The organism is Flavobacterium zhoui (assembly GCF_042787235.1).
GTDB lineage: Bacteria > Bacteroidota > Bacteroidia > Flavobacteriales > Flavobacteriaceae > Flavobacterium > Flavobacterium zhoui.
Genome location: NZ_JBHZPY010000009.1, coordinates 125,321 through 144,669, shown reverse-complemented (window position 1 = coordinate 144,669; position 19,349 = coordinate 125,321). Strand labels below are relative to the sequence as shown.

Genomic DNA, 19,349 nt, shown 5'->3' with positions numbered 1-19,349 from the left:
ATCACAACGGTATGAAAAATACAAGTAAATTAGTTTTGGCTTTGACCGTAATTGTTTCTTTTGCATTTATAAAGCCTAAGCATTCAGAACCAAAAAAAATAAATATTGTTATTGATGCAGGTCACGGTGGAACCGATTTTGGTGCGACTTCAGATGCAATCACTGAAAAGAAAATTGTGGAGCAAGTCACTAAAAAAATAAAATCTTTAAATAGTAACGTGGTAATTCACCTCACTAGAAATGAAGATAGTTTTTTATCCTTGAACGATAGAACTGCTTTTATAAACAAACTCAAACCAGATTTAGTGTTGTCCCTACATGTAAATACCAGTTTAAATAATAAAACATCAGGCTTGGAGTTTTATGTGGCAAAAGAAACTGAGTTTTTTGAAAAGTCAAGTAAGATTGCAGCAGAACTCATAAATAAATTTACAACGAATAAAAATTTAAAAATATCCAATGTAAAAACGGGTCCTTTTTACATTCTTAAAAAATCAGAAGTTCCAGCAGTAATTGTAGAACTAGGATATTTAACTAATGAAAATGACAAAAAATACTTGGTTGATGACAACGAACAAAATAAAATAGCGCAGTCAATTTCAGAATTCATTTCAGAAATGAAATAGTAAAAATACTAAATCTACAAAAAAAGGCTTTCAGTGATGAAAGCCTTTCGTATATACAAATTTTCCCATCGAAAGGTTGAATTTGTTCTAACAAAAAACCCGTTCCTACTTATGGAACGGGAATTAAGAACTAACACTAAATGTTTATTTTTAGAATAATAAATTCAAACCAAGTTTAAAATTTCTTCCTCTAGTACTGTACCCTCTACTTTCAACAAAATCTTTATCAAAAATATTGTCCACTGCGCCAAAAATATTCAATCTGTTTTTGATTAAATCATAACGAACATTGGCATTAACTATTTGATAATCTTTCAAAATTTCTGAATTTAACACGGGATCGTAAGTTGGTGCAGGATACGTTGTGTATTCTAAATACCGGTCTGACACAAACTGATACGCCAGATTAAAATCTAGACGCGCTGTTGCTTGAAGATCCACAGCAGCATTTACTTTGTGTTTTGGATTTAGAATACGTGATTGTCTTTCTAATTCTGTAAAAGTATAATTTGCATTGAATTTTACTTGATCATTCAAAGCATAAGAAATCATTGTTTCAACACCTTTGGCTTTGTTTTTCCCATTTACATTAAAGTATTTGTAAGTCATCAAATCAAATCCTATTGCATCTTCCTCTTCCCTTTGAAAAGCTACTGCATTCAAAACTAATTTCTTATTCAATGCGCTTACTTCAAAACCAACTTCGGCAGTTGCATCTTTCTCTGGAGACAAATTCAAATCACCATACGGAGAGTACAATTGGTACAAACTTGGAGTAATAAAAGCAGTACTATAGGAAGCTAAGACTTTTAAATTTTTAGAAAAAGTGTAAGAAGGATTAATATTGTACACAAAATTATTTCCGTATTTACTATGGATATTATAACGCCCTCCAAGATTTAAGTTAAATCCAAAATTAGAATTATAAACAACTGTTGCATAAGGATCAATCATATTGAATTTAGCCACTTCATTTGTTATGGCGTCATACTGGCTCATGTTTGACATTTCGTGAAACTGAAATTGTGTTCCTGTTACTATAAATAATTGAGAAGAAATTTCATATTTATTAAAGGCATCCACATTAACGCTTCTAGACTTTGCTTGGAATAAAGAGCCATAACTAAAGATGTCACGGTTGATTACATTTGCACCAGTATTGATTACCAATTCTCCTTTATTGTATTTAAATTTTGGAGAAAAACCAACTCTAAATTGCTCCGAAAGACTGAAATTCTTTAGATCATCTGCAAACGAACCTGCATCAAAATCGTTTTTCATTCGGTCATAATTAGCAAAGAAATCAAATGATAATTTTTTAGTTGGCGTAAAGCCAATTTTTACTAAAGAATTAACTCTTGAAAAAGCATCATTTTCAAATTTAGTATTTGAATTGTATGGTTTTGCTTCAGAAATCCCTGTAGTTTCAGTACTATTCAAAGAAGCAAAATAATTTACTTTTTCAAAACCACCGTTTACAGCAAAACCCTGATTGTAATCTTGCACACTATAATTTACTTTTTTAGCAACTGTTTGTGTACCAATATTCATATAGGCATTTCCAGCAATCGCTTTTTTACCTGCTTTTTTTAGTGTAATATTAATAACACCTGTCGCAGCTCCAGAACCGTATAAAGTACTTGAAGCGCCTTTCATAATCTCAATACTTTCAATTTGCTCTACTGGAAGCAATCTCAAATCATACGATAAGCTAATCCCGGAAGCATCTGTTACCGGAACACCATCAATCAAAATTAAAACCTGATGATTTCTTCCTCCACGAATGTAAAGTCCTAAATCCTTACCATTACGACTCTGATTTCCATTGATTTCAACACCTGCTACCGTGCTTAAAACTGAAGCTACTGATTGTCCTGATTTTTTCTTCAAATCCTCAGCAGTAATTTTGACGATAACTTTCCCTGATTTTTCTTTTGACAAAGCAAATTTCGAATCGGAAACAACAACCTCATCAAGTTGTTTTGGTTCTTGTTCTTGTGCATACGTGTTCATTGCAAATAACAATGCAATCGCACTAAAGCGAATGAATTTTTTGTTCATTTTAAAAATGTAAAATTTAATAAATTGGGGAGAAAAGCATAGAATGACCCATACCCAAACCTTTTTTCCCGAAAGTTTGATACTCGATGTAATAGGCAGGTCTCCTGGCTTGCGTCTTGTTGTTTACCTTCTCATTCTTAATTTAGGATTTTAGATTTATTCATTAAGGATTTATTAAATCCTAATTCCCAAATCATTAATTCCTTATTTTAGAACAATGGTTTTGTAGATAACAACAAGCTTGATAGCTTACAGTTGCGGGTACAGCTCAGGATTTTTGATTTAAGATTTAGAATTCTTGATTTAGGATTTAAACCCTAAAATCTGAAATCTAAAACTTTAAATCTATCACCTGATTCCCTTTTAATGTGGTTTGAAAAAACAAACCTCAACCTCAATACGGCGGCAAAGATAAAATTATATTAGGCTAATAACCTAAATAATTACGGATTTTATAATTCAATTTTAATTACAGCTCCAAAATCTACTTTATTCTGAAATGCGTCTTTTAGTGGCAAATCCGAAATTTTACATAAAAAACTACGTATCACTCCTGCATGCGCCACAATAATTACTGGTTTTGAATTGGTTGTTTGAAGTTCATTTTGCATAAAATCAATTACTCGATTGTGTAAATCCGTAAATGATTCTCCATTGGGTACGCGAACATTAACAAAATCAGTCATCCAAGGTGTAAAATCATCAGGTGGAATTACATCCCAATTTTTCATTTCCCAATCACCAAAATTCATTTCCATCAAGCGAGAATCTTCATTTACAGCAGTAATTTCTGAATTGTCTTTGATGTAATTTGCCAAAAGAACACAGCGAAGTAAAGGACTGGAATACAGATTTGCATCTTGAGGTAATTGATTCAAAACAGACTGAAAAACAGTTTCATAAGGCTCCATAATTTCCACATTGGATTGTCCATAACAAATTCCTTTTTCGCAAACCGTTTCCGTGTGACGTACTAAATAAACTTCCATAATGCAATAACTGATATATAAAAAACCACTTCACAAACTTGTTGGGTCGCTCCCAAACAATCCCCGGTATACCCGTGAATCCATTTCTGAAAATAACGCACCAAAAAGAATCGGGTCAGAAAAACAGGGATTATAACCAACAGCATTTGCCACTGAAAATAGGACCAAATAACTAATGGAAGTAATCCAAAAAAGAAAGCTCCTACCACTTCTTTCCAAGAATAGCTTTGTGCGATAGGTTTGCTTTTGCTTGTAGCGTCCTCCCGAGAATATTGATGGGTGAAAACAATTGAAATCGCTGCTAATCGACTGATAGAATGCGCCGCTACAAGAAGTAATAGAATTGTAAATTGTGAATTATAAATTATAAATTTAGGATTCTCCGAAACTACAATTAATTGAGTCAACCCTTGAAATTTAAGGAATAACAACAGCACCACACCTATTGCTCCATACGCTCCAATGGCACTGTCTTTCATAATCATCAGTATTTTTTCTTTGGTCCAACCGCCTCCAAAGCCATCGCAAACATCAGCAAAACCATCTTCATGAAAAGCTCCGGTAACTAAAACAGAAGCAATCATAGAGAAGATTACCGCAATTTCAGGTGCAACTAAATAATTAAAAACACAATATACTCCAAAAGCCACACTCCCTACAATCCAACCAATTACTGGAAAATAACGGGACGCTTTATTTAAATAATCCGGATTATGATCGATGTTTTGAGGACACGGAATTCTAGTGTAAAACATTAATGCAGTAAAAAATATATGGAGTTCTTTTTTCATTTTTGGAATTATTTTTTGATTTTATTTCTTGTAGAGACGCATTGCAGTGCGTCTCTACCGTTTATCGACCACTAACCCCCGCTGATTCAAAACTGGCCATATCATTCAAGAATGCTACAGCCGATTCAATTATAGGAAAAGCAATCGCGCAGCCCGTTCCTTCGCCCAATCGCAAATCAAGTTGTAACAAAGAACGAACTCCTAGATAATCTAATATTTTTTGGTGCCCTTGCTCAGCAGAAGAATGGCAAAAAATAGCATTTTTAATAATGGATGGATTTTTTTTAATGGCAATTAAAAAAGCAACACTACAGATAAAGCCATCAACAAGAATCAGCATATTGGCTTCTTTTGCCTGAAGCATCCCTCCTACCATTTGCATGATTTCAAAACCTCCAAAATAAGCTAACTTGCTATCTAAATCATCTGAACCATAGTAATTATCAATGCATTTTTTAAGAATACTAATTTTTTGAAGCAACTTTTCATCATTTACACCAGTGCCTATTCCTACGCAATTCTGAATTGGTAATTCTAAAATAATGCTCATCAAAACCGAAGCTGTAGCTGTGTTGCCAATGCCCATTTCGCCAAAACCAATGCAATTACTCCCCGTTTTAGCAATAGTGGCAACAATTTCGCTTCCTTTTAAAAAACACAATTCAATTTCTGTTTTGCTCATAGCAGGTCCTTGTAAAAAAGAGTGCGTTCCCTTCCCTATTTTAGCCGAAATCAAATCCGTATTCATAGGGAAATCATAATTCACCCCAGCATCTACAATAGCTAATTGAATCTTATTTTGTTTACAAAATACGTTGATTGCTGCGCCACCTATCAAAAAATTATTTACCATTTGTCTGGTTACATCTTGCGGATAAGCACTTACGCCATGATTTGCAATTCCGTGATCTGCGGCAAAAACAACCAGATTGGGTTTTGTGATCTTAGGTTCTAAAGTTTGAAACACCATCCCTATTTGTTTGGCGAGTACTTCTAAAACTCCTAATGAACCCGTTGGCTTGGTTTTTTGGTCGATTTTATGTTGTAACGCATTTGCAAAAGCAGCAGCAACCATTTCTTTTTTAGTGTCAAAAAACACTTTCTCTATTTTACTTTCATGTAAAACACTGATTTCCTCAACTAATGGAATTTCTTGTTTTTGTTTCCAATTCAGTTGTTGCAACATGGGTTGATTATCATAATTGGTAGCCGGTTTTCCCACACAAAAATACCCCAACGGCTCTATATTTTCAGGCAAACCTAATAATTGCTTGAACTGATAGTAATTCAATATGGAAACCCATCCCATGGAATAGCCTTGCTCCGTTAAGGATAGCCAAATATTTTGCGCCGCACAAACGGAACTGAACTTTACTGCTTCATTACTCCCAACGGTTCCAATCGTAAAATTATTCAAAACGGAACGATCATAGCAAATCACTAAACCCAGTGGTGCTTCTTCTATTGCTTCTAACTTTAGGGCTTTATAGGCTTGTTTTTGTTGTTCGTCATCCGTTAGCGCAACTGCTTTTTCATCATAATCTAAAAACAAATCTTTAATGGCTTTCTTTATTTTAGCCGACCTGATAACATAGTATTTTGTAGCATCAGTCAAACCCACAGAAGGCGCCCAATGACCCGCTTGCAGTGCTTTTTCAAGAACAGCATCCGGTACTTGATCCTCCGTAAAATGACGGGTGTCGCGACGGGATTTTAAAATTTCATCTAAATAAGTCATGTTTTTTTATTTAAAAGTTCAATGGCAAAATTCAATGACAATTGCAAAAATCAATTTGAAAAACATTGATTTGATATTGATTTTTGACATTGATATTGACATTGCTTTTTTTTTGAAAAGTTATTCTTCCCAAACGATGAAACAATAATTCTCATAGGTAATTCCGGTAAATTCAGGCAGTTCAATCGCTCCAGAAAATAACGGACAGTCAATTACCAAAGTATGAAACTCCCCATTTTCACCACAAGGATCTATTCCTTTTTTGTGTAATTCTTGTGCTAATTCTTTGGTCAAAATTTTCCCCAGATAATGTTCTCCCATCATGGTATTACAAGAAACAATCATCGTTACAATTCCGTTTTCAAGCATTTGATTTACCAAAACGATTCGGTCTTGTTGCCACAAAGGTAAAATTGCTTTTAGCGATGCTGCGGCACATACTTTATCTTCCCAATCTTTGTGCGGTTGTAAATCAATATCACCAAAAACGGCGGCTTCCAAATCATATTTAGCTTTTAGCATTTTCAAAACTGCAATAAACTTGGCTTCATAATCGCCCCAAGTTGCGGGAATTCCTTCCAGAGGCAATCCCATTTTTTGGGCTTGCTGATTCAATATAGACAATGGTAATCCATGAGAACGAGACACTTTCCCGTTTTCATTCATCATATTGAGTAGCACTTTTGGAATAAATCCTTGCTGAATTGCCTGCATCATTGCATAACAACTGTCTTTTCCACCACTCCAAGAAGTTACAAAATTCATATGTAGTTATTTATTGATTTTTAATTGAATATGTAATACGCTATGAGGCAATATTTTCTTTGAACTCAATATTGTAAAATCATAGCTATTTCATTTTTTTTCTTTTATCGTTACAGGAATTCCAGAAACCATAAGCACAACGGTATCGGCAGTTGCAGCTATATATTGATTCATCCAACCTTGAAGTTCGGTAAATTTTCTCCCAATATGACTTTCGGCATGAACGCCCATCCCTATTTCATTGGTTACAATAATAATAGTTGCATTTTCTTGATTGGCAATAGCATCAAATTCGGCTTTAGCTTGTTCTAAACACAACGAAACATCATTTTTAGTATCCACAAAAAAATTCGTTAACCAAAGTGTAACGCAATCGACGATAGCTACTTTTTCCGAAAAATCAATTTCGCTCAAGTGTTTTTCTTTTTCGATATTAATCCATCGTTCGTCCCGATCTTTTTGATGGCGATCGATTCTCTTTTGGAAATCATCATCCCATTTTCGGGCTGTAGCCACATACATTGGTTTATCCGACAATCCTTTTGCTAAATTTTCGGCATAACTACTTTTACCCGAGCGTTCGCCGCCAGTTATTAAATATATCATTTTTATATTTTTTTAAATCCATACGGACAATGTCGACATCCATTAGCACAACAATGTCCTCTTTTAAGATGAAACCAAGCCTTGAAAACATAATTCCCATTTTCTAAATAATAGTCGATTCCTTCTATGAGATCAGTCGTTTTGGGTAAATCTTTGGCTTTATTATCCGTTGCAATTTCAGAAGATAGAGTTGCAACATATTCGTCAATTTTAGTAGAGCAAGCCGTTGTAAAACAACTGGAACAGAGACAATCCGCCACTTCTGACGGAGTAAAAATGGGTGGAAAATTGTTGCACCAGCATTTACTTCCTTCTGGTGTGTCACCACAATTAAAAGGAGTTCCGCAAGTAGAACAGTTTTTGACTTTAATGCTATTCATTTCGTAAAGATAGTATTTGTTGAATTTTTTACTGCTAAAAATAAACAAGAAATTTTATAAATTTGGTATACCTTTGTCGCTATCGAAAAATTAAACCATGAAATTCACCTTTAAATTAATCCTTTTTGTTTTCTCTTTTTTAACTTTAGTTGGATGTAAAAAAAGCGAAACCTTAAAGGTAAAAGAAAGCACAAATTCAAAAAATGCAATCGAATATGCCTCGGGACTTTCTATCAATAAGTATGAAGGATATTCAGTAGTGACGGTTTCAAATCCTTGGCCTGAAGCCAATAAAAACTTCACTTATATATTAAAAGAAAAAGCCGGCAGCATTCCTGATAGTCTACAAAAATACACCACAATTTCAGTTCCTTTAGAATCAATCGTCGTTACCTCAACGACCAATATCCCTTTTTTGGAAATGCTGGGGGTTGAAAAATCACTGGTGGGTTTCCCTCATACCGATTATGTTTCTTCTGAAAAAACCAGAAAACTAATTGCTGCCGGCGCTGTTAAAAACATAGGACAAAACGAAAAATTAAACATGGAGCAACTCATTGATTTGGCACCTAATTTAATTGTAACTTTTGGAGTCGACAACAACAATCCAATGATTGATAATTTACAAAAAAGCGGTCTTAATGTACTCATACAAGCGGACTGGATGGAACAAACTCCACTTGGCAAAGCAGAATGGATTAAGCTTTACGGTGCTTTATTTGGAAAAGAAAAAGAAGCCAAAACGCTTTTTGATGAGATCGTTAAAAATTACAATGATGCGATACAATTGGTAGCAACCAAAAAACCAACAGCAACAGTTCTTTACGGATCTATGTACCAAGACACATGGTATGTAGCAAGAGGAAACAGCTGGGTAGCCCAATTTATGAAAGATGCCAAAGCAAATTATTTGTGGGCAAATGTTGAAGGAACAGGAAGTCTTAGTTTGCCTTTCGAAAAAATATTAGAGAAAGCAAAAACAGCGCACTATTGGATTGCAACAGGTTCTTTTAAAAGTAGTGCTGAATTCGAAAATAGTAATCCGCATTACAGTCAGTTTGACGCTGCAAAATCTAAAAATGTGTATACTTTTGAAAGTAAATTAGGTGCAACAGGAGGAACCATTTATTATGAATTAGCACCAAGCCGACCCGATTTAGTCTTGAAAGATTACATTAAAATCTTCCATCCTGAATTGCTTCCAAATTATACTTTTACATTTGCACAAAAACTAAATTAAATTGGCAAATCAAAAACGAAATACGATTCTATTTTTCTTGCTTACTTTAGGGCTTGTTTTTTTGTTTTTTATAAACATTAGTTTTGGTTCTATTACGATACCTTTTAAAGAAATTTATACTAGTTTAACTGGTGGCCAAGCGAGTAAATCTACTTGGGAATACATCATCATCAATTATCGTTTACCCAAAGCTATTACTGCAATTCTTGTTGGAATGGGGTTATCCATAAGTGGTTTGCTAATGCAAACTTTGTTTCGGAATCCATTGGCAGGACCTTATGTTTTAGGATTGAGCTCCGGTGCCAGTTTAGGTGTTGCTTTTGTAATCTTAGGAGCGAGCTTACTTCCTCCTTTTTTAAGTACAATTTTATTATCCTCGTATGGAGTGGTTTTAGCATCAACTATTGGAAGTTCAGTTGTATTACTCGCCGTTTTGATGGTTTCCCAAAAGTTACGTGATACAATGGCCATCTTAATTGTGGGATTGATGTTTGGCAGTTTTACCAGCGCAATAGTAGGTGTTCTTACGTATTTTAGTTCCGCTGAACAATTGCAAAAATTCACGTTTTGGTCCATGGGAAACTTAGGCAATTTGTCTTGGTCTTCTATAGTAGTTCTAACCGTTTGTGTGGGGATTGGCTTATTGTTAAGTCTGTTTAGCATCAAGCCACTTAACGCATTGCTATTAGGTGAAAATTATGCTCGCAGTTTAGGTTTGAATTTCAAAAAAACACGATTAATTATTATTTTTGCAACAAGCATTTTAGCAGGAAGTATCACTGCGTATGCAGGTCCAATTGCCTTTATAGGACTAGCGGTTCCACATATAGCAAAACTAGTATTTCAAACCAGTAACCATTCGGTTTTGTATTGGAGTACGTTACTTTTAGGAGCTTCGATCATGCTTATTTGTGATGTAATTTCTGAATTACCAGGATTGGAAATCACTTTGCCAATCAATGCGGTAACTTCAATAATTGGTGCTCCTGTAGTAATTTGGTTGTTGGTTAGTAAACGAAAAATGATTGCCTAATGGAAAACAAAATCATCTTACTAGCGTCTCAAATCAGCATTGGCTATTCTCATAAAAAAGAGAAAACCGTAGTGGCTTCGGATATTTCTATTTCTTTAAAAAAAGGAAAACTGATTGCTTTAATTGGAGCCAATGGCATAGGGAAATCAACACTTTTAAAAACCATAACAGGAATCCAGAAACCGCTTTTGGGCACTGTTTTCTTGAATGAAAAGAAAATCACTGATTACGAACCTTTGGACTTGGCACAAAACTTAAGTATCGTTTTAACCGAAAAATTGCCTCCCAGTAATTTAACTGTTTTCGAACTCATTGCTTTAGGAAGACAACCCTACACTAATTGGATGGGAACTTTATCTGATATTGATATTGTTAAAGTTAATGAAGCCATGGCATTGACACAAATCAGTCATTTAGCCGCCAAAAAACATTATGAGATTAGTGACGGACAATTACAAAAAGTATTGATTGCACGCGCTTTAGCACAGGACACTCCGTTAATAATTTTGGATGAACCTACCACCCATTTGGATTTGCTACATAAAGTAGCCTTATTCAAACTTTTAAAAAAACTTACTCATGAAACTGGAAAATGCATTTTATTTTCTACTCATGATATTGATATGGCGATACAATTGAGTGACGAAATGATTATTATGACTCCTGAAACAGTGCTTCAAGACGAGCCTTGTAATTTTATTTCAAAAGGAAGTTTTAATACCTTATTCAAAGATGAACATATCATTTTTGATGCTGAAAAAGGTAAATTTATGATTGTTTAGTTCCAACTTTTTTACTATTCCGTGAAAAATCATACTATCCATTCCCTTTCAATAAATTTATACTGACTGTTGCAATAGCAGAATCCGGAAATCTTCTGAAGAAATTAGCATCAGGATACAATGCCGCTTCAGCAGCTATTTTGTGCAAAACAGGAATTTCGACGATGTATTGATCTGAAAAACCATGCGTGGCATCATAAGCCGTAGCTGCGGTTTTCCCTAAATTAGCTACAGTCAAATTTGGAGCAATGGTATGCAATTCAATCATTAACAGCCCAAATTTCCGGACGTAAGGCGACCATTTATTAAAGTGTTCCAATAGATTATCTTCAACCAGATTATTACTGATTCGCTTTCCTCTATGCGCAAATGCGCCTGTTGAATGACTTACTCTGCCTTTAGTAAGGTGTTTAGGCATTTCCCAAATTCGGTTGTGATCCAAGAAGGTTCTCACATTCAGTAAATCTTTCAAATCAATATTATAATTTTCCAATAAATCATTGGCTAACAAATCTGGTTGACCAATATCTCCCCAAATTACTTTGGCCCAAATATCGGCTTTGATTAAATTCGCACGGGTAACTTTCAAGGCTGCCTGGTTATAATCGGCACCAACAAGGAATAAAGGATAATCATCGAGCATTTTTCCGCGAAGGGTTTGTCGTTCGATCACAGTATAAATATGCTCGATAAATGCTCCATTACCACAACCCATATCCAGAATTCCTTTGGGTTGGTCTTCTATAGGCAAATTGAATAACTTGATAATAATTTCATCCACGACTTTAAAATAAGTATCGTGTGCGCCTCCGCTTCCCCAAACATTCATTTCTCGATCCACATGAATTTCCTCATCTCCATCGGCAACATTTCTCAATACATTTGGATTACCAAAAAGCAAATCATCCATTTTACTGAAGGTAGGTAAATAGGAAACTGTCACTCCATAAGCAGTAGCTCTTTTGGCAAAAAACAAACCAGTTTCGGTAAACTGATAATTTCCTTTTTTTTGGGTAAACCAACCTAAATGAACAAAGAAATCGAGTATGATTTTAAAATTTGCGGGGGACTTATGAAATTCTTCGGGACGGAAGGAAATTTCCATAAAATATTTATGAAACATGCCACTCATACCCAAGCGAACTAATGTTGGCCCAACTAAACATCCTTCAATATGCGTTAAAACCTGATGCTGTATAGTGTTCGTCAGCGGATCATTTGAAAAAGAAATCCTATAATTGCTTTTGTATTTTTCGAAAATAACGCGCAATCTTTCAAATGGGGCATCCTCAAATAATCGAGGGTGAAATTGCATCGAAAAATGCAGTAAATCAATCACATCTTCGTACAAATGAAACATCGAAAAAGCGATTTCACTTTTGTCATTAATGCTGAATTTAATGACATCTATAGCGTTATTGATATGATAATCCAGAAATCCCTGCGAGCATAAATTTCGCAAACCCACGTTGAGATAGCCTTCGTTTGCTTTAAAATTTGATGTAAGGTCCTCCAGCGTGACTTCTTTTTTATCAAGAATATAAGCAAGCACGCCACTTTTATATAAAGAAAAAGCAATTGGCGCAATAACCAACCCATCCAAATGTTTGAAAATGGTATTTCTAAGAATGACTTTATCTATCATAAAAGTAAATTTAAAGGAAGAAAAACAGAAATAAATCATGTGATGTCTTACTCAAATATATAAAATTTACTTCAAAATAGCATTCTTTACGCCATCGTAACTTTTCAACTTAGCGTTTAGCGCTAATTTGTCTTTTTGCTTCGCCAATGACAAAAGCGACCGAATTTGCAATGTTAAAACTTCTAATTAATGGCGACATGGGAATTGTCAGATGATTTTCAAACAAGCCTAGAACTTCCGCGCTTAGCCCTTTACTTTCTTTACCAAAAACTAACCAGTCCCCATCCTGAAAATCAGTCTCCAAATACGATTTTTCAGCGTGCGAACTCATTAGAAAAACTCTTGACTTATCTTGAATTTGGCTTGTCCATACCGCTATATTTTGATATTCCGTTACATCTAGATGTATCCAATAATCCAATCCGGAACGTTTCAAATTTTTATCATTGATAACAAATCCAAAAGGATGAATCAAGTGCAAACGGCTTTCGGTGCCTACACATAATCGGCCTATGTTTCCGGTGTTATTTGGTATTTCTGGTTCTACTAAAACGATGTTTAACATTGTAATTATTGTTATTTTTTATTGTTATTCCTTATTCAAATCAATTGTAAAATCAGATACTTCCTTAACTTCCCCAGCCTGTAAATCATTGAGATGTACGTTTCCTATTCGAACACGAACTAAGCGCAAAGTAGGAAAACCTACAGCGGCCGTCATTTTACGTACTTGGCGAAATTTCCCTTCATTGACAGTAATCGAAGCCCAGGATGTTGGACCGTGGCGTTCATCCCGTATTTTTTTTCCTCTGGTTCCAAAAGCCGGAATTTCTCGGATCAAAGAAGCTTTACAGGGTTTTGTGATATACTTGGTTCCATTAAAACCAATTTCTACCCCTTTTTGCAATTGCTCAATGGCTTCCTGATGGATAATGCCATCGACTTGAACGTAATATTCTTTGTCAACTTTTTTGCTTCGAATGATTTCGCTCATCATTCCATCCGTTGTCAACAACAACAATCCTTCTGAATCTTCGTCAAGACGACCTATCGCCATTGTTCCTTTGGGAAAATCATGCAATTCACCCAACAGTTTCTTTTTGCGTTTCAGCTCATAAATAAACTGACTTAAATAACCATAAGGCTTGTGAATGATGAAATGCGAATGAGTCATTATATTTTGTTTTAAAGATGGCAAAGATAGTTTTGTTTTAGCAGGATATAAAATTGAGCATTGACACATTTGTCTTTACAAACCAAAAGCTATGTTAAATGATTCAAATTCTAAATTTAAAAGACGTAACATTATAGAAGTTAAGAGTATTAACTTAAAAAATAAAGATTATGGAAAGCAACGATTTAGGTTCAAAAAAGACAAATAACAAGCAAAATACGAACGAAGGTTTCAGCGGTGAAAACTTGCCCGAAGATTATAATCCAGCAGCATCAATACTTAAAGCAGAAGTGGAAACCGATGCTAATGGAGATCAAAAAATTGTTCAAAGAGCCCGTAATGTAGATGGATCTATTGCATCTATCCCAGAAACGGAAGGGAGAAGCTGGAACGAAAACGAAAGTTTGAGCCGTGGTGTTTCTACTGAAAAGGAAGTCATGAAAACTATTGAAAATGAAGACCATAATTCAGATATCACGGCAAATCGTTATCCAAACGAACATCCCGATAATAAGGAAGACCGAGGGAATATAAAACTGGATGAATAACCATTTTTTTGTTTGTGAAAAGCCAATAAGAATGTAAATTCTTATTGGCTTTTTTTGTGGAATTACTGGTTGGTCGCAATACCCTAATAAATCAAAATACTAAAAATGAAAAAAGCGACAACCGTAAGGATGCCGCTTTGAATGTTTTCACAACGGAATAATCCTTATTGTGAATTGCTTCAAAATTGTATTGCAAGTATACAACAAAAGTTCTGATGTTCGATTGAGGTTTCCCGTAAAGGAGTTAATTATTTTATTCGTAAGTTTCAAGCTACTAAAAAGCAATACACAAATGAAAAAAATATTAGGATTGGATTTGGGGACAAATAGTATTGGGTGGGCATTAACCAATAATGACTTCGACAATAAATTGGGGAATATTGAAGGAATAGGAAGTCGAATAATCCCTATGAGTCAAGAAATACTAGGGAAATTTGACAGTGGAGTCACTGAATCACAAACTGCCAAAAGAACAGAGTATCGCGGAACAAGAAGATTAGTGCAACGCTTTTTATTACGAAGAGAACGACTTCATAGAATATTAAATATCCTTGATTTTCTACCTCAACATTATTCTGATTCAATAGATTTTGACTCGAAATTTGGACAATTTAAACCCAAAAGAGAAGAAAAGTTATCTTTTTATAAAAATGAAAGTGGCAAAAACCAATTTTTATTTTTGGAAAGTCACCAAGAAATGCTTTCGGAATTTCAATTAACCAATCATGATATAAAACAAGTTCCTTATGATTGGACTATCTATTATTTGAGAAAGAAAGCATTAACAGAAAAAATAAGCAAAGAAGAACTTGCCTGGATCTTGCTCAATTTCAATCAAAAAAGAGGGTATTATCAATTGCGTGGAGAGGAAGAAGAACAGAACAAAAATAAATTAGAGGAGTTTCATACCCTTATAGTTGCTAATGTAATTGAAAGAGAAAAAGGAAAATCTGGTATATGGTATAATGTAATTCTTGAAAACGGCTGGATTTATAAACGTGAAAGCAAAATCGCATTATTTGACTGGGTTGGCAAACAAAAAGATTTTATCGTGACTACCGAGTTAAATGATGACGGAACTGTAAAACTCAATAAAGACAACGAAGAAAAAAGAAGTTTTAGATCTCCAAAGGAAGATGATTGGGGATTAAGAAAAATTAGAACGGAACAAACAATAAATCAAAGTGGAAAATCGGTAGGTTCTTATATTTACGATGAACTTTTGAAAAATCCACACCAAAAAATAAAAGGGGAATTAGTTCGAACCATTGAAAGAAAGTTTTATAAAGATGAAATATCAAAAATTCTTAAAACTCAGATAGAATTTCATTCAGCTATTTTAACGGATAGAAATCTTTATAAAAAATGTATTGATGAATTATACAGACATAATGATTCTCATAAAAACAACATCAAAGACAGGGGTTTTGACTATTTATTTTTAGATGATATTATTTTTTATCAACGACCATTAAAAAGCAAGACTTCTTTGATTAGTGATTGTAGTTTAGAACACAGACCAATTAAAGACAAAAAAGGTGTTTTAGTAAAAGATGGTAATGGGAAGCAAGTTATAAAACCTTTGAAATGTATAGCAAAATCAAATCCTATTTTTCAGGAATTTAGATTGTTACAATTTGTAAAAAACCTTAAAATTTATAAAAAAGAAATCGCAAATGAAGTTGATGTAACCAATGATTATTTAAAAACGGAAGAGGATTTAGTAGAATTATTTAATTGGCTAAATGATAAAGCTGAAATCAGTCAAAAACAATTTTTAGCTTACCCAAAATTCAAATTAAAAGAAGATAAATTCAGATGGAATTTTGTACAAGACAAAATTTATCCTTGTAACGAAACAAGAAATCAATTTTTGAATGCAATTGCAAAAATTGATATGGATAAATCTTTTTTTGATGCTAAAAACACTCAAGATTTATGGCACATTTTATATTCGGTTACCGATAAAATTGAAATCACAAAAGCAATTACAACTTTTGCCAAACGACATAATTTACCTGACGAATTTACAGCAAATTTTTCAAAATTAAAACCTTATAAAAACGATTATGGTTCTTATTCTGAAAAAGCTATAAAGAAATTATTAACGTTAATGCGTTTTGGAAGTTTTTGGAATGAAAATAATATTGATTCCAATACATTGAGTAGAATTGACAAAATACAAACAGGAGAATTTGATGAAAACATTAGAACTCGTGTTCGAGAAAAAGCAATTCATTTAAATGTACTTTCAGATTTCAAAGGCTTGCCTTTATGGTTAGCATCTTACATTATTTACGATCGACACAGCGAAGCTAGTGATATTTCAAAATGGAAAACCCCCACAGATATTGAGCACTTTTTAAAACACGGCTTTAAACAACATTCGCTCCGAAACCCTATTGTGGAGCAAGTTATTACAGAAACTTTACGTGTTGTTAAAGACATTTGGCAACATTATGGAGATGGGAAAGAAAATTTCTTTAATGAAATTCATATTGAGTTAGGTCGTGAGATGAAGAACGACAAAGCAACTCGTGAAAGAATGACCAAACAGATTTCTCAAAACGAAAACACAAACTTACGAATCAAAGCCATTTTAACGGAATTAAAAAATGACGGAATTGATGATGTCCGTCCCTTTTCGCCAAGTCAGCAAGAGATATTAAAAATATATGAAGAAGGTATTTATAGTAGTGAAAACAGAAAAGAAAAGCTAGAAGAAGTTGATAAAATCAGGAAAAATGCCAAACCAACAACTTCTGAAATTAACAAATACAAACTTTGGCTAGAACAAGGCTATATTTCCCCATATACAGGAAAGTTAATCCCATTAAGCGACCTTTTTACAACAAAATACCAAATCGAGCACATTATTCCACAATCAAGATTATTTGATGATTCGTTATCAAATAAAGTCATTTGTGAATCTGAAGTCAATGAACTTAAAAGCAATATGACCGCTCTAGAATTCATTCTAAAAAATGAAGACAGAATTGTAACCTTAACTGGTGGCAAAATAGTTAAAATTTTCACTAAAGAAGCTTATAATCAACACATAACTAGCTATTACAGCAAAAATAAAAACAAGCAAAAAAGATTATTAAGTGAGGAAATCCCAGAAAAATTTATAGAAAGACAATTAAATGATACTAAATACATCAGTAAGATTGTAAAAAATCTTTTGAGTAAAATAGTTCGTGAAGATGATGAGCAAGAAGTAACCTCAAAACATATTGTTTCCTTAAATGGCTCAATAACTTCAAAAATGAAACAAGATTGGGGCTTGAATGATGTTTGGAATCAAATTGTTACGCCTCGTTTTGAACGTTTAAATGCAATAACTAATTCAAGTGATTTTGGCAAATTAGAACTCAAAAGGGATGAATTTGGAAATAGAGGAAAACAAGTTTTTCAAACCACTGTGCCAGATGCAATTGCAAAAGGATTCACTAAAAAAAGAATTGACCATCGCCATCACACTTTAGACGCTTTGGTAATTGCTTGTGTAAATAGAACACACATCAACTATTTGAATAATCTAAATGCTAAAGATGATGATGACAAATCAGTCAAACACGAATTAAAAAATAAACTTTGTTTTAAAACCAAACCTGATGCAAATGGGAATTACAAATGGGAATTTCACAAACCTTGGGATAATTTTACAAAAAATGCAGAAGATGAATTAAATCAAACCATAATCAGTTTCAAGCAAAACACTCGAGTTATCAATAAAACGGTAAACAAATATCAGGTTTGGAAAGAAGAAGATAGTATAATGAAAAAAGTTACCGTTAAACAAACAAAAGGAGACAATTGGGCGATTAGAAAACCAATGCACGCAGAAACTGTGAGTGGAAAAGTATTTTTAAAGCGAATTAAACAAAGTCATATTACTATTGCAAATGCAATTGAGCAAATAGAATTGATTGTTGATACAGCCGTTAAAAAACAACTGAAAGAAAAAATCAAGCAATATCCAAACAATAGTGAGGGGCTAAAAAAACACCTCAAAGCTTATCCTGTAATGATTGATGGAAAAGCTATTGATAAAGTACAGATTTATGAAAAGATAGAAGCCACAGCAACAAGAAAAGCACTTGATATCACTTTTGATAAAAAAAGAATTGAAAAAATAACTGATACTGGAATTCAAAAAATACTATTAAATCATCTTCAAAAAGAAATGTATCAAAATGCGATTGATGAAAATGGAAAAAAAATCCCAGCTAACGAAGTTGCTTTTTCTGAAAATGGTTTAGATGAATTAAATAAAAACATTACAGCACTAAATAATGGTAAAAACCATCAACCTATTAAAAAAGTCAGAGTTTTTGAGGAAGGAGGCAAATTTAGTCTAGGACAAACAGGGAACAAAGCGGATAAATATGTTGAAGCTGCAAAAGGAACAAACTTATTCTTTGCAATTTATCAAGATGAAAAGGGAAAACGAAACTATAAAACCATTCCTTTCAATGAAGTAATTGAAAGACAAAAACAAGGGTTAAGTTCTGCTCTAGAAATAGATGAGAACGGAAATCGTCTTTTATTTACTCTTTCTCCAAATGATTTAGTTTATTTACCCACCGAAGAAGAGAAAGAAAATTTAACTCACATTAATTTTGATAAATTATCAAAAGAACAAGTAGAAAGAGTATTTAAAATGGTCAGTTTTACTGGAATTCAAGCTTTTTTTGTTTCAAACAATATAGCTACATCAATTGTAGACAAAATGGAATTTTCAGCTTTAAACAAAATGGAAAAATCTGTTGATGGAATGATGATAAAATCTTTATGCTTAAAACTTGAAGTTGATAGACTAGGAAAAATTAAAAGAATTATCCGATGATAAAACGAACCCTTTTCTTTGATAATCTTGTTACTTGAGTACGAAAAATGAGCAAATTGTAATCTCATATCCCGACTCAAAATTCAATAGGATTGGGCTTTAGCCCATTCTAAAAAATT

The 19,349-nt window shown here is 33.6% G+C and carries 17 protein-coding genes and 1 riboswitch; of the genes, 7 read left to right on the top strand and 10 right to left on the bottom strand.

Translation table 11 applies throughout. The features are described from left to right. Positions 1-11: 11 nt before the first annotated feature. A complete protein-coding gene (locus ACFX5F_RS11480; protein ID WP_379852171.1) occupies positions 12-626 on the top strand; it encodes an N-acetylmuramoyl-L-alanine amidase in 615 nt (204 codons plus the stop codon). A 150-nt stretch (positions 627-776) separates the two neighbouring features. On the opposite strand, the gene ACFX5F_RS11475 is transcribed toward ACFX5F_RS11480, so the two are convergent. From ACFX5F_RS11475 to ACFX5F_RS11445, 7 genes are all read right to left on the bottom strand, one after another. Next, positions 777-2,687, bottom strand: a complete 1,911-nt coding sequence (locus ACFX5F_RS11475) for a TonB-dependent receptor plug domain-containing protein (RefSeq protein ID WP_379852170.1) — start codon at positions 2,685-2,687, stop codon at positions 777-779. Between the two features lie 78 nt (positions 2,688-2,765). Then, positions 2,766-3,099, bottom strand: a riboswitch (cobalamin riboswitch). A gap of 40 nt (positions 3,100-3,139) precedes the next feature. Further along, positions 3,140-3,676 (bottom strand): alpha-ribazole phosphatase, encoded by a 537-nt coding sequence (gene cobC / locus ACFX5F_RS11470; RefSeq protein ID WP_379852169.1) that lies wholly within the window; start codon positions 3,674-3,676, stop codon positions 3,140-3,142. Continuing rightward, positions 3,661-4,467, bottom strand: a complete 807-nt coding sequence (locus ACFX5F_RS11465) for an adenosylcobinamide-GDP ribazoletransferase (RefSeq protein WP_379852168.1) — start codon at positions 4,465-4,467, stop codon at positions 3,661-3,663. The genes cobC and ACFX5F_RS11465 overlap by 16 nt, the downstream gene beginning before the upstream one ends. Before the next feature lie 61 nt (positions 4,468-4,528). Beyond that, positions 4,529-6,205, bottom strand: a complete 1,677-nt coding sequence (cobT, locus tag ACFX5F_RS11460; protein ID WP_379852167.1) for a nicotinate-nucleotide--dimethylbenzimidazole phosphoribosyltransferase — start codon at positions 6,203-6,205, stop codon at positions 4,529-4,531. Positions 6,206-6,325: 120 nt separating this feature from the next. Beyond that, positions 6,326-6,970, bottom strand: coding sequence for a Dph6-related ATP pyrophosphatase (locus ACFX5F_RS11455; protein WP_379852166.1), 645 nt, complete (start codon positions 6,968-6,970; stop codon positions 6,326-6,328). Between the two features lie 90 nt (positions 6,971-7,060). Then, a complete protein-coding gene (gene cobU, locus ACFX5F_RS11450; protein WP_379852165.1) occupies positions 7,061-7,576 on the bottom strand; it encodes a bifunctional adenosylcobinamide kinase/adenosylcobinamide-phosphate guanylyltransferase in 516 nt (171 codons plus the stop codon). A 2-nt stretch (positions 7,577-7,578) separates the two neighbouring features. Beyond that, positions 7,579-7,695: a DUF5522 domain-containing protein gene (locus ACFX5F_RS11445; protein ID WP_379852191.1), complete on the bottom strand. Its 117-nt coding sequence runs from the start codon at positions 7,693-7,695 to the stop codon at positions 7,579-7,581. Positions 7,696-7,702: 7 nt separating this feature from the next. On the opposite strand from ACFX5F_RS11445, the gene ACFX5F_RS11440 reads away from it, so the two are divergent. From ACFX5F_RS11440 to ACFX5F_RS11425, 4 genes are all read left to right on the top strand, one after another. Beyond that, a complete protein-coding gene (locus ACFX5F_RS11440; protein WP_379852192.1) occupies positions 7,703-7,963 on the top strand; it encodes a hypothetical protein in 261 nt (86 codons plus the stop codon). Between the two features lie 90 nt (positions 7,964-8,053). Continuing rightward, a complete protein-coding gene (locus ACFX5F_RS11435; RefSeq protein ID WP_379852164.1) occupies positions 8,054-9,196 on the top strand; it encodes an ABC transporter substrate-binding protein in 1,143 nt (380 codons plus the stop codon). A gap of 1 nt (position 9,197) precedes the next feature. Next, complete coding sequence (locus tag ACFX5F_RS11430) at positions 9,198-10,229, top strand: iron chelate uptake ABC transporter family permease subunit (protein ID WP_379852163.1); 1,032 nt, start codon at positions 9,198-9,200, stop codon at positions 10,227-10,229. Continuing rightward, the gene (locus ACFX5F_RS11425; RefSeq protein ID WP_379852162.1) at positions 10,229-11,011 is read left to right on the top strand and encodes an ABC transporter ATP-binding protein; all 783 of its coding nucleotides are present in this window, start codon (positions 10,229-10,231) and stop codon (positions 11,009-11,011) included. The genes ACFX5F_RS11430 and ACFX5F_RS11425 overlap by 1 nt, the downstream gene beginning before the upstream one ends. A 34-nt stretch (positions 11,012-11,045) precedes the next feature. Here the strand turns inward: ACFX5F_RS11425 and ACFX5F_RS11420 are convergent, their stop codons facing one another. From ACFX5F_RS11420 to ACFX5F_RS11410, 3 genes are all read right to left on the bottom strand, one after another. Next, on the bottom strand, positions 11,046-12,656 hold the full coding sequence (locus ACFX5F_RS11420; protein WP_379852161.1) for a class I SAM-dependent methyltransferase: 1,611 nt from the start codon (positions 12,654-12,656) through the stop codon (positions 11,046-11,048). Positions 12,657-12,765: 109 nt separating this feature from the next. Next, complete coding sequence (locus ACFX5F_RS11415) at positions 12,766-13,221, bottom strand: tRNA (cytidine(34)-2'-O)-methyltransferase (protein ID WP_379852160.1); 456 nt, start codon at positions 13,219-13,221, stop codon at positions 12,766-12,768. Between the two features lie 24 nt (positions 13,222-13,245). Further along, positions 13,246-13,830, bottom strand: a complete 585-nt coding sequence (locus tag ACFX5F_RS11410; RefSeq protein ID WP_379852159.1) for a pseudouridine synthase — start codon at positions 13,828-13,830, stop codon at positions 13,246-13,248. A 170-nt stretch (positions 13,831-14,000) separates the two neighbouring features. Between ACFX5F_RS11410 and ACFX5F_RS11405 the strand changes: the two genes are divergently transcribed. Together ACFX5F_RS11405 and cas9 are read left to right on the top strand one after the other, a co-directional pair. Then, positions 14,001-14,378, top strand: coding sequence for a hypothetical protein (locus ACFX5F_RS11405; protein WP_379852158.1), 378 nt, complete (start codon positions 14,001-14,003; stop codon positions 14,376-14,378). Positions 14,379-14,670: 292 nt separating this feature from the next. Then, on the top strand, positions 14,671-19,230 hold the full coding sequence (gene cas9, locus ACFX5F_RS11400) for a type II CRISPR RNA-guided endonuclease Cas9 (protein ID WP_379852157.1): 4,560 nt from the start codon (positions 14,671-14,673) through the stop codon (positions 19,228-19,230). The last annotated feature ends 119 nt before the right edge of the window (positions 19,231-19,349 follow it).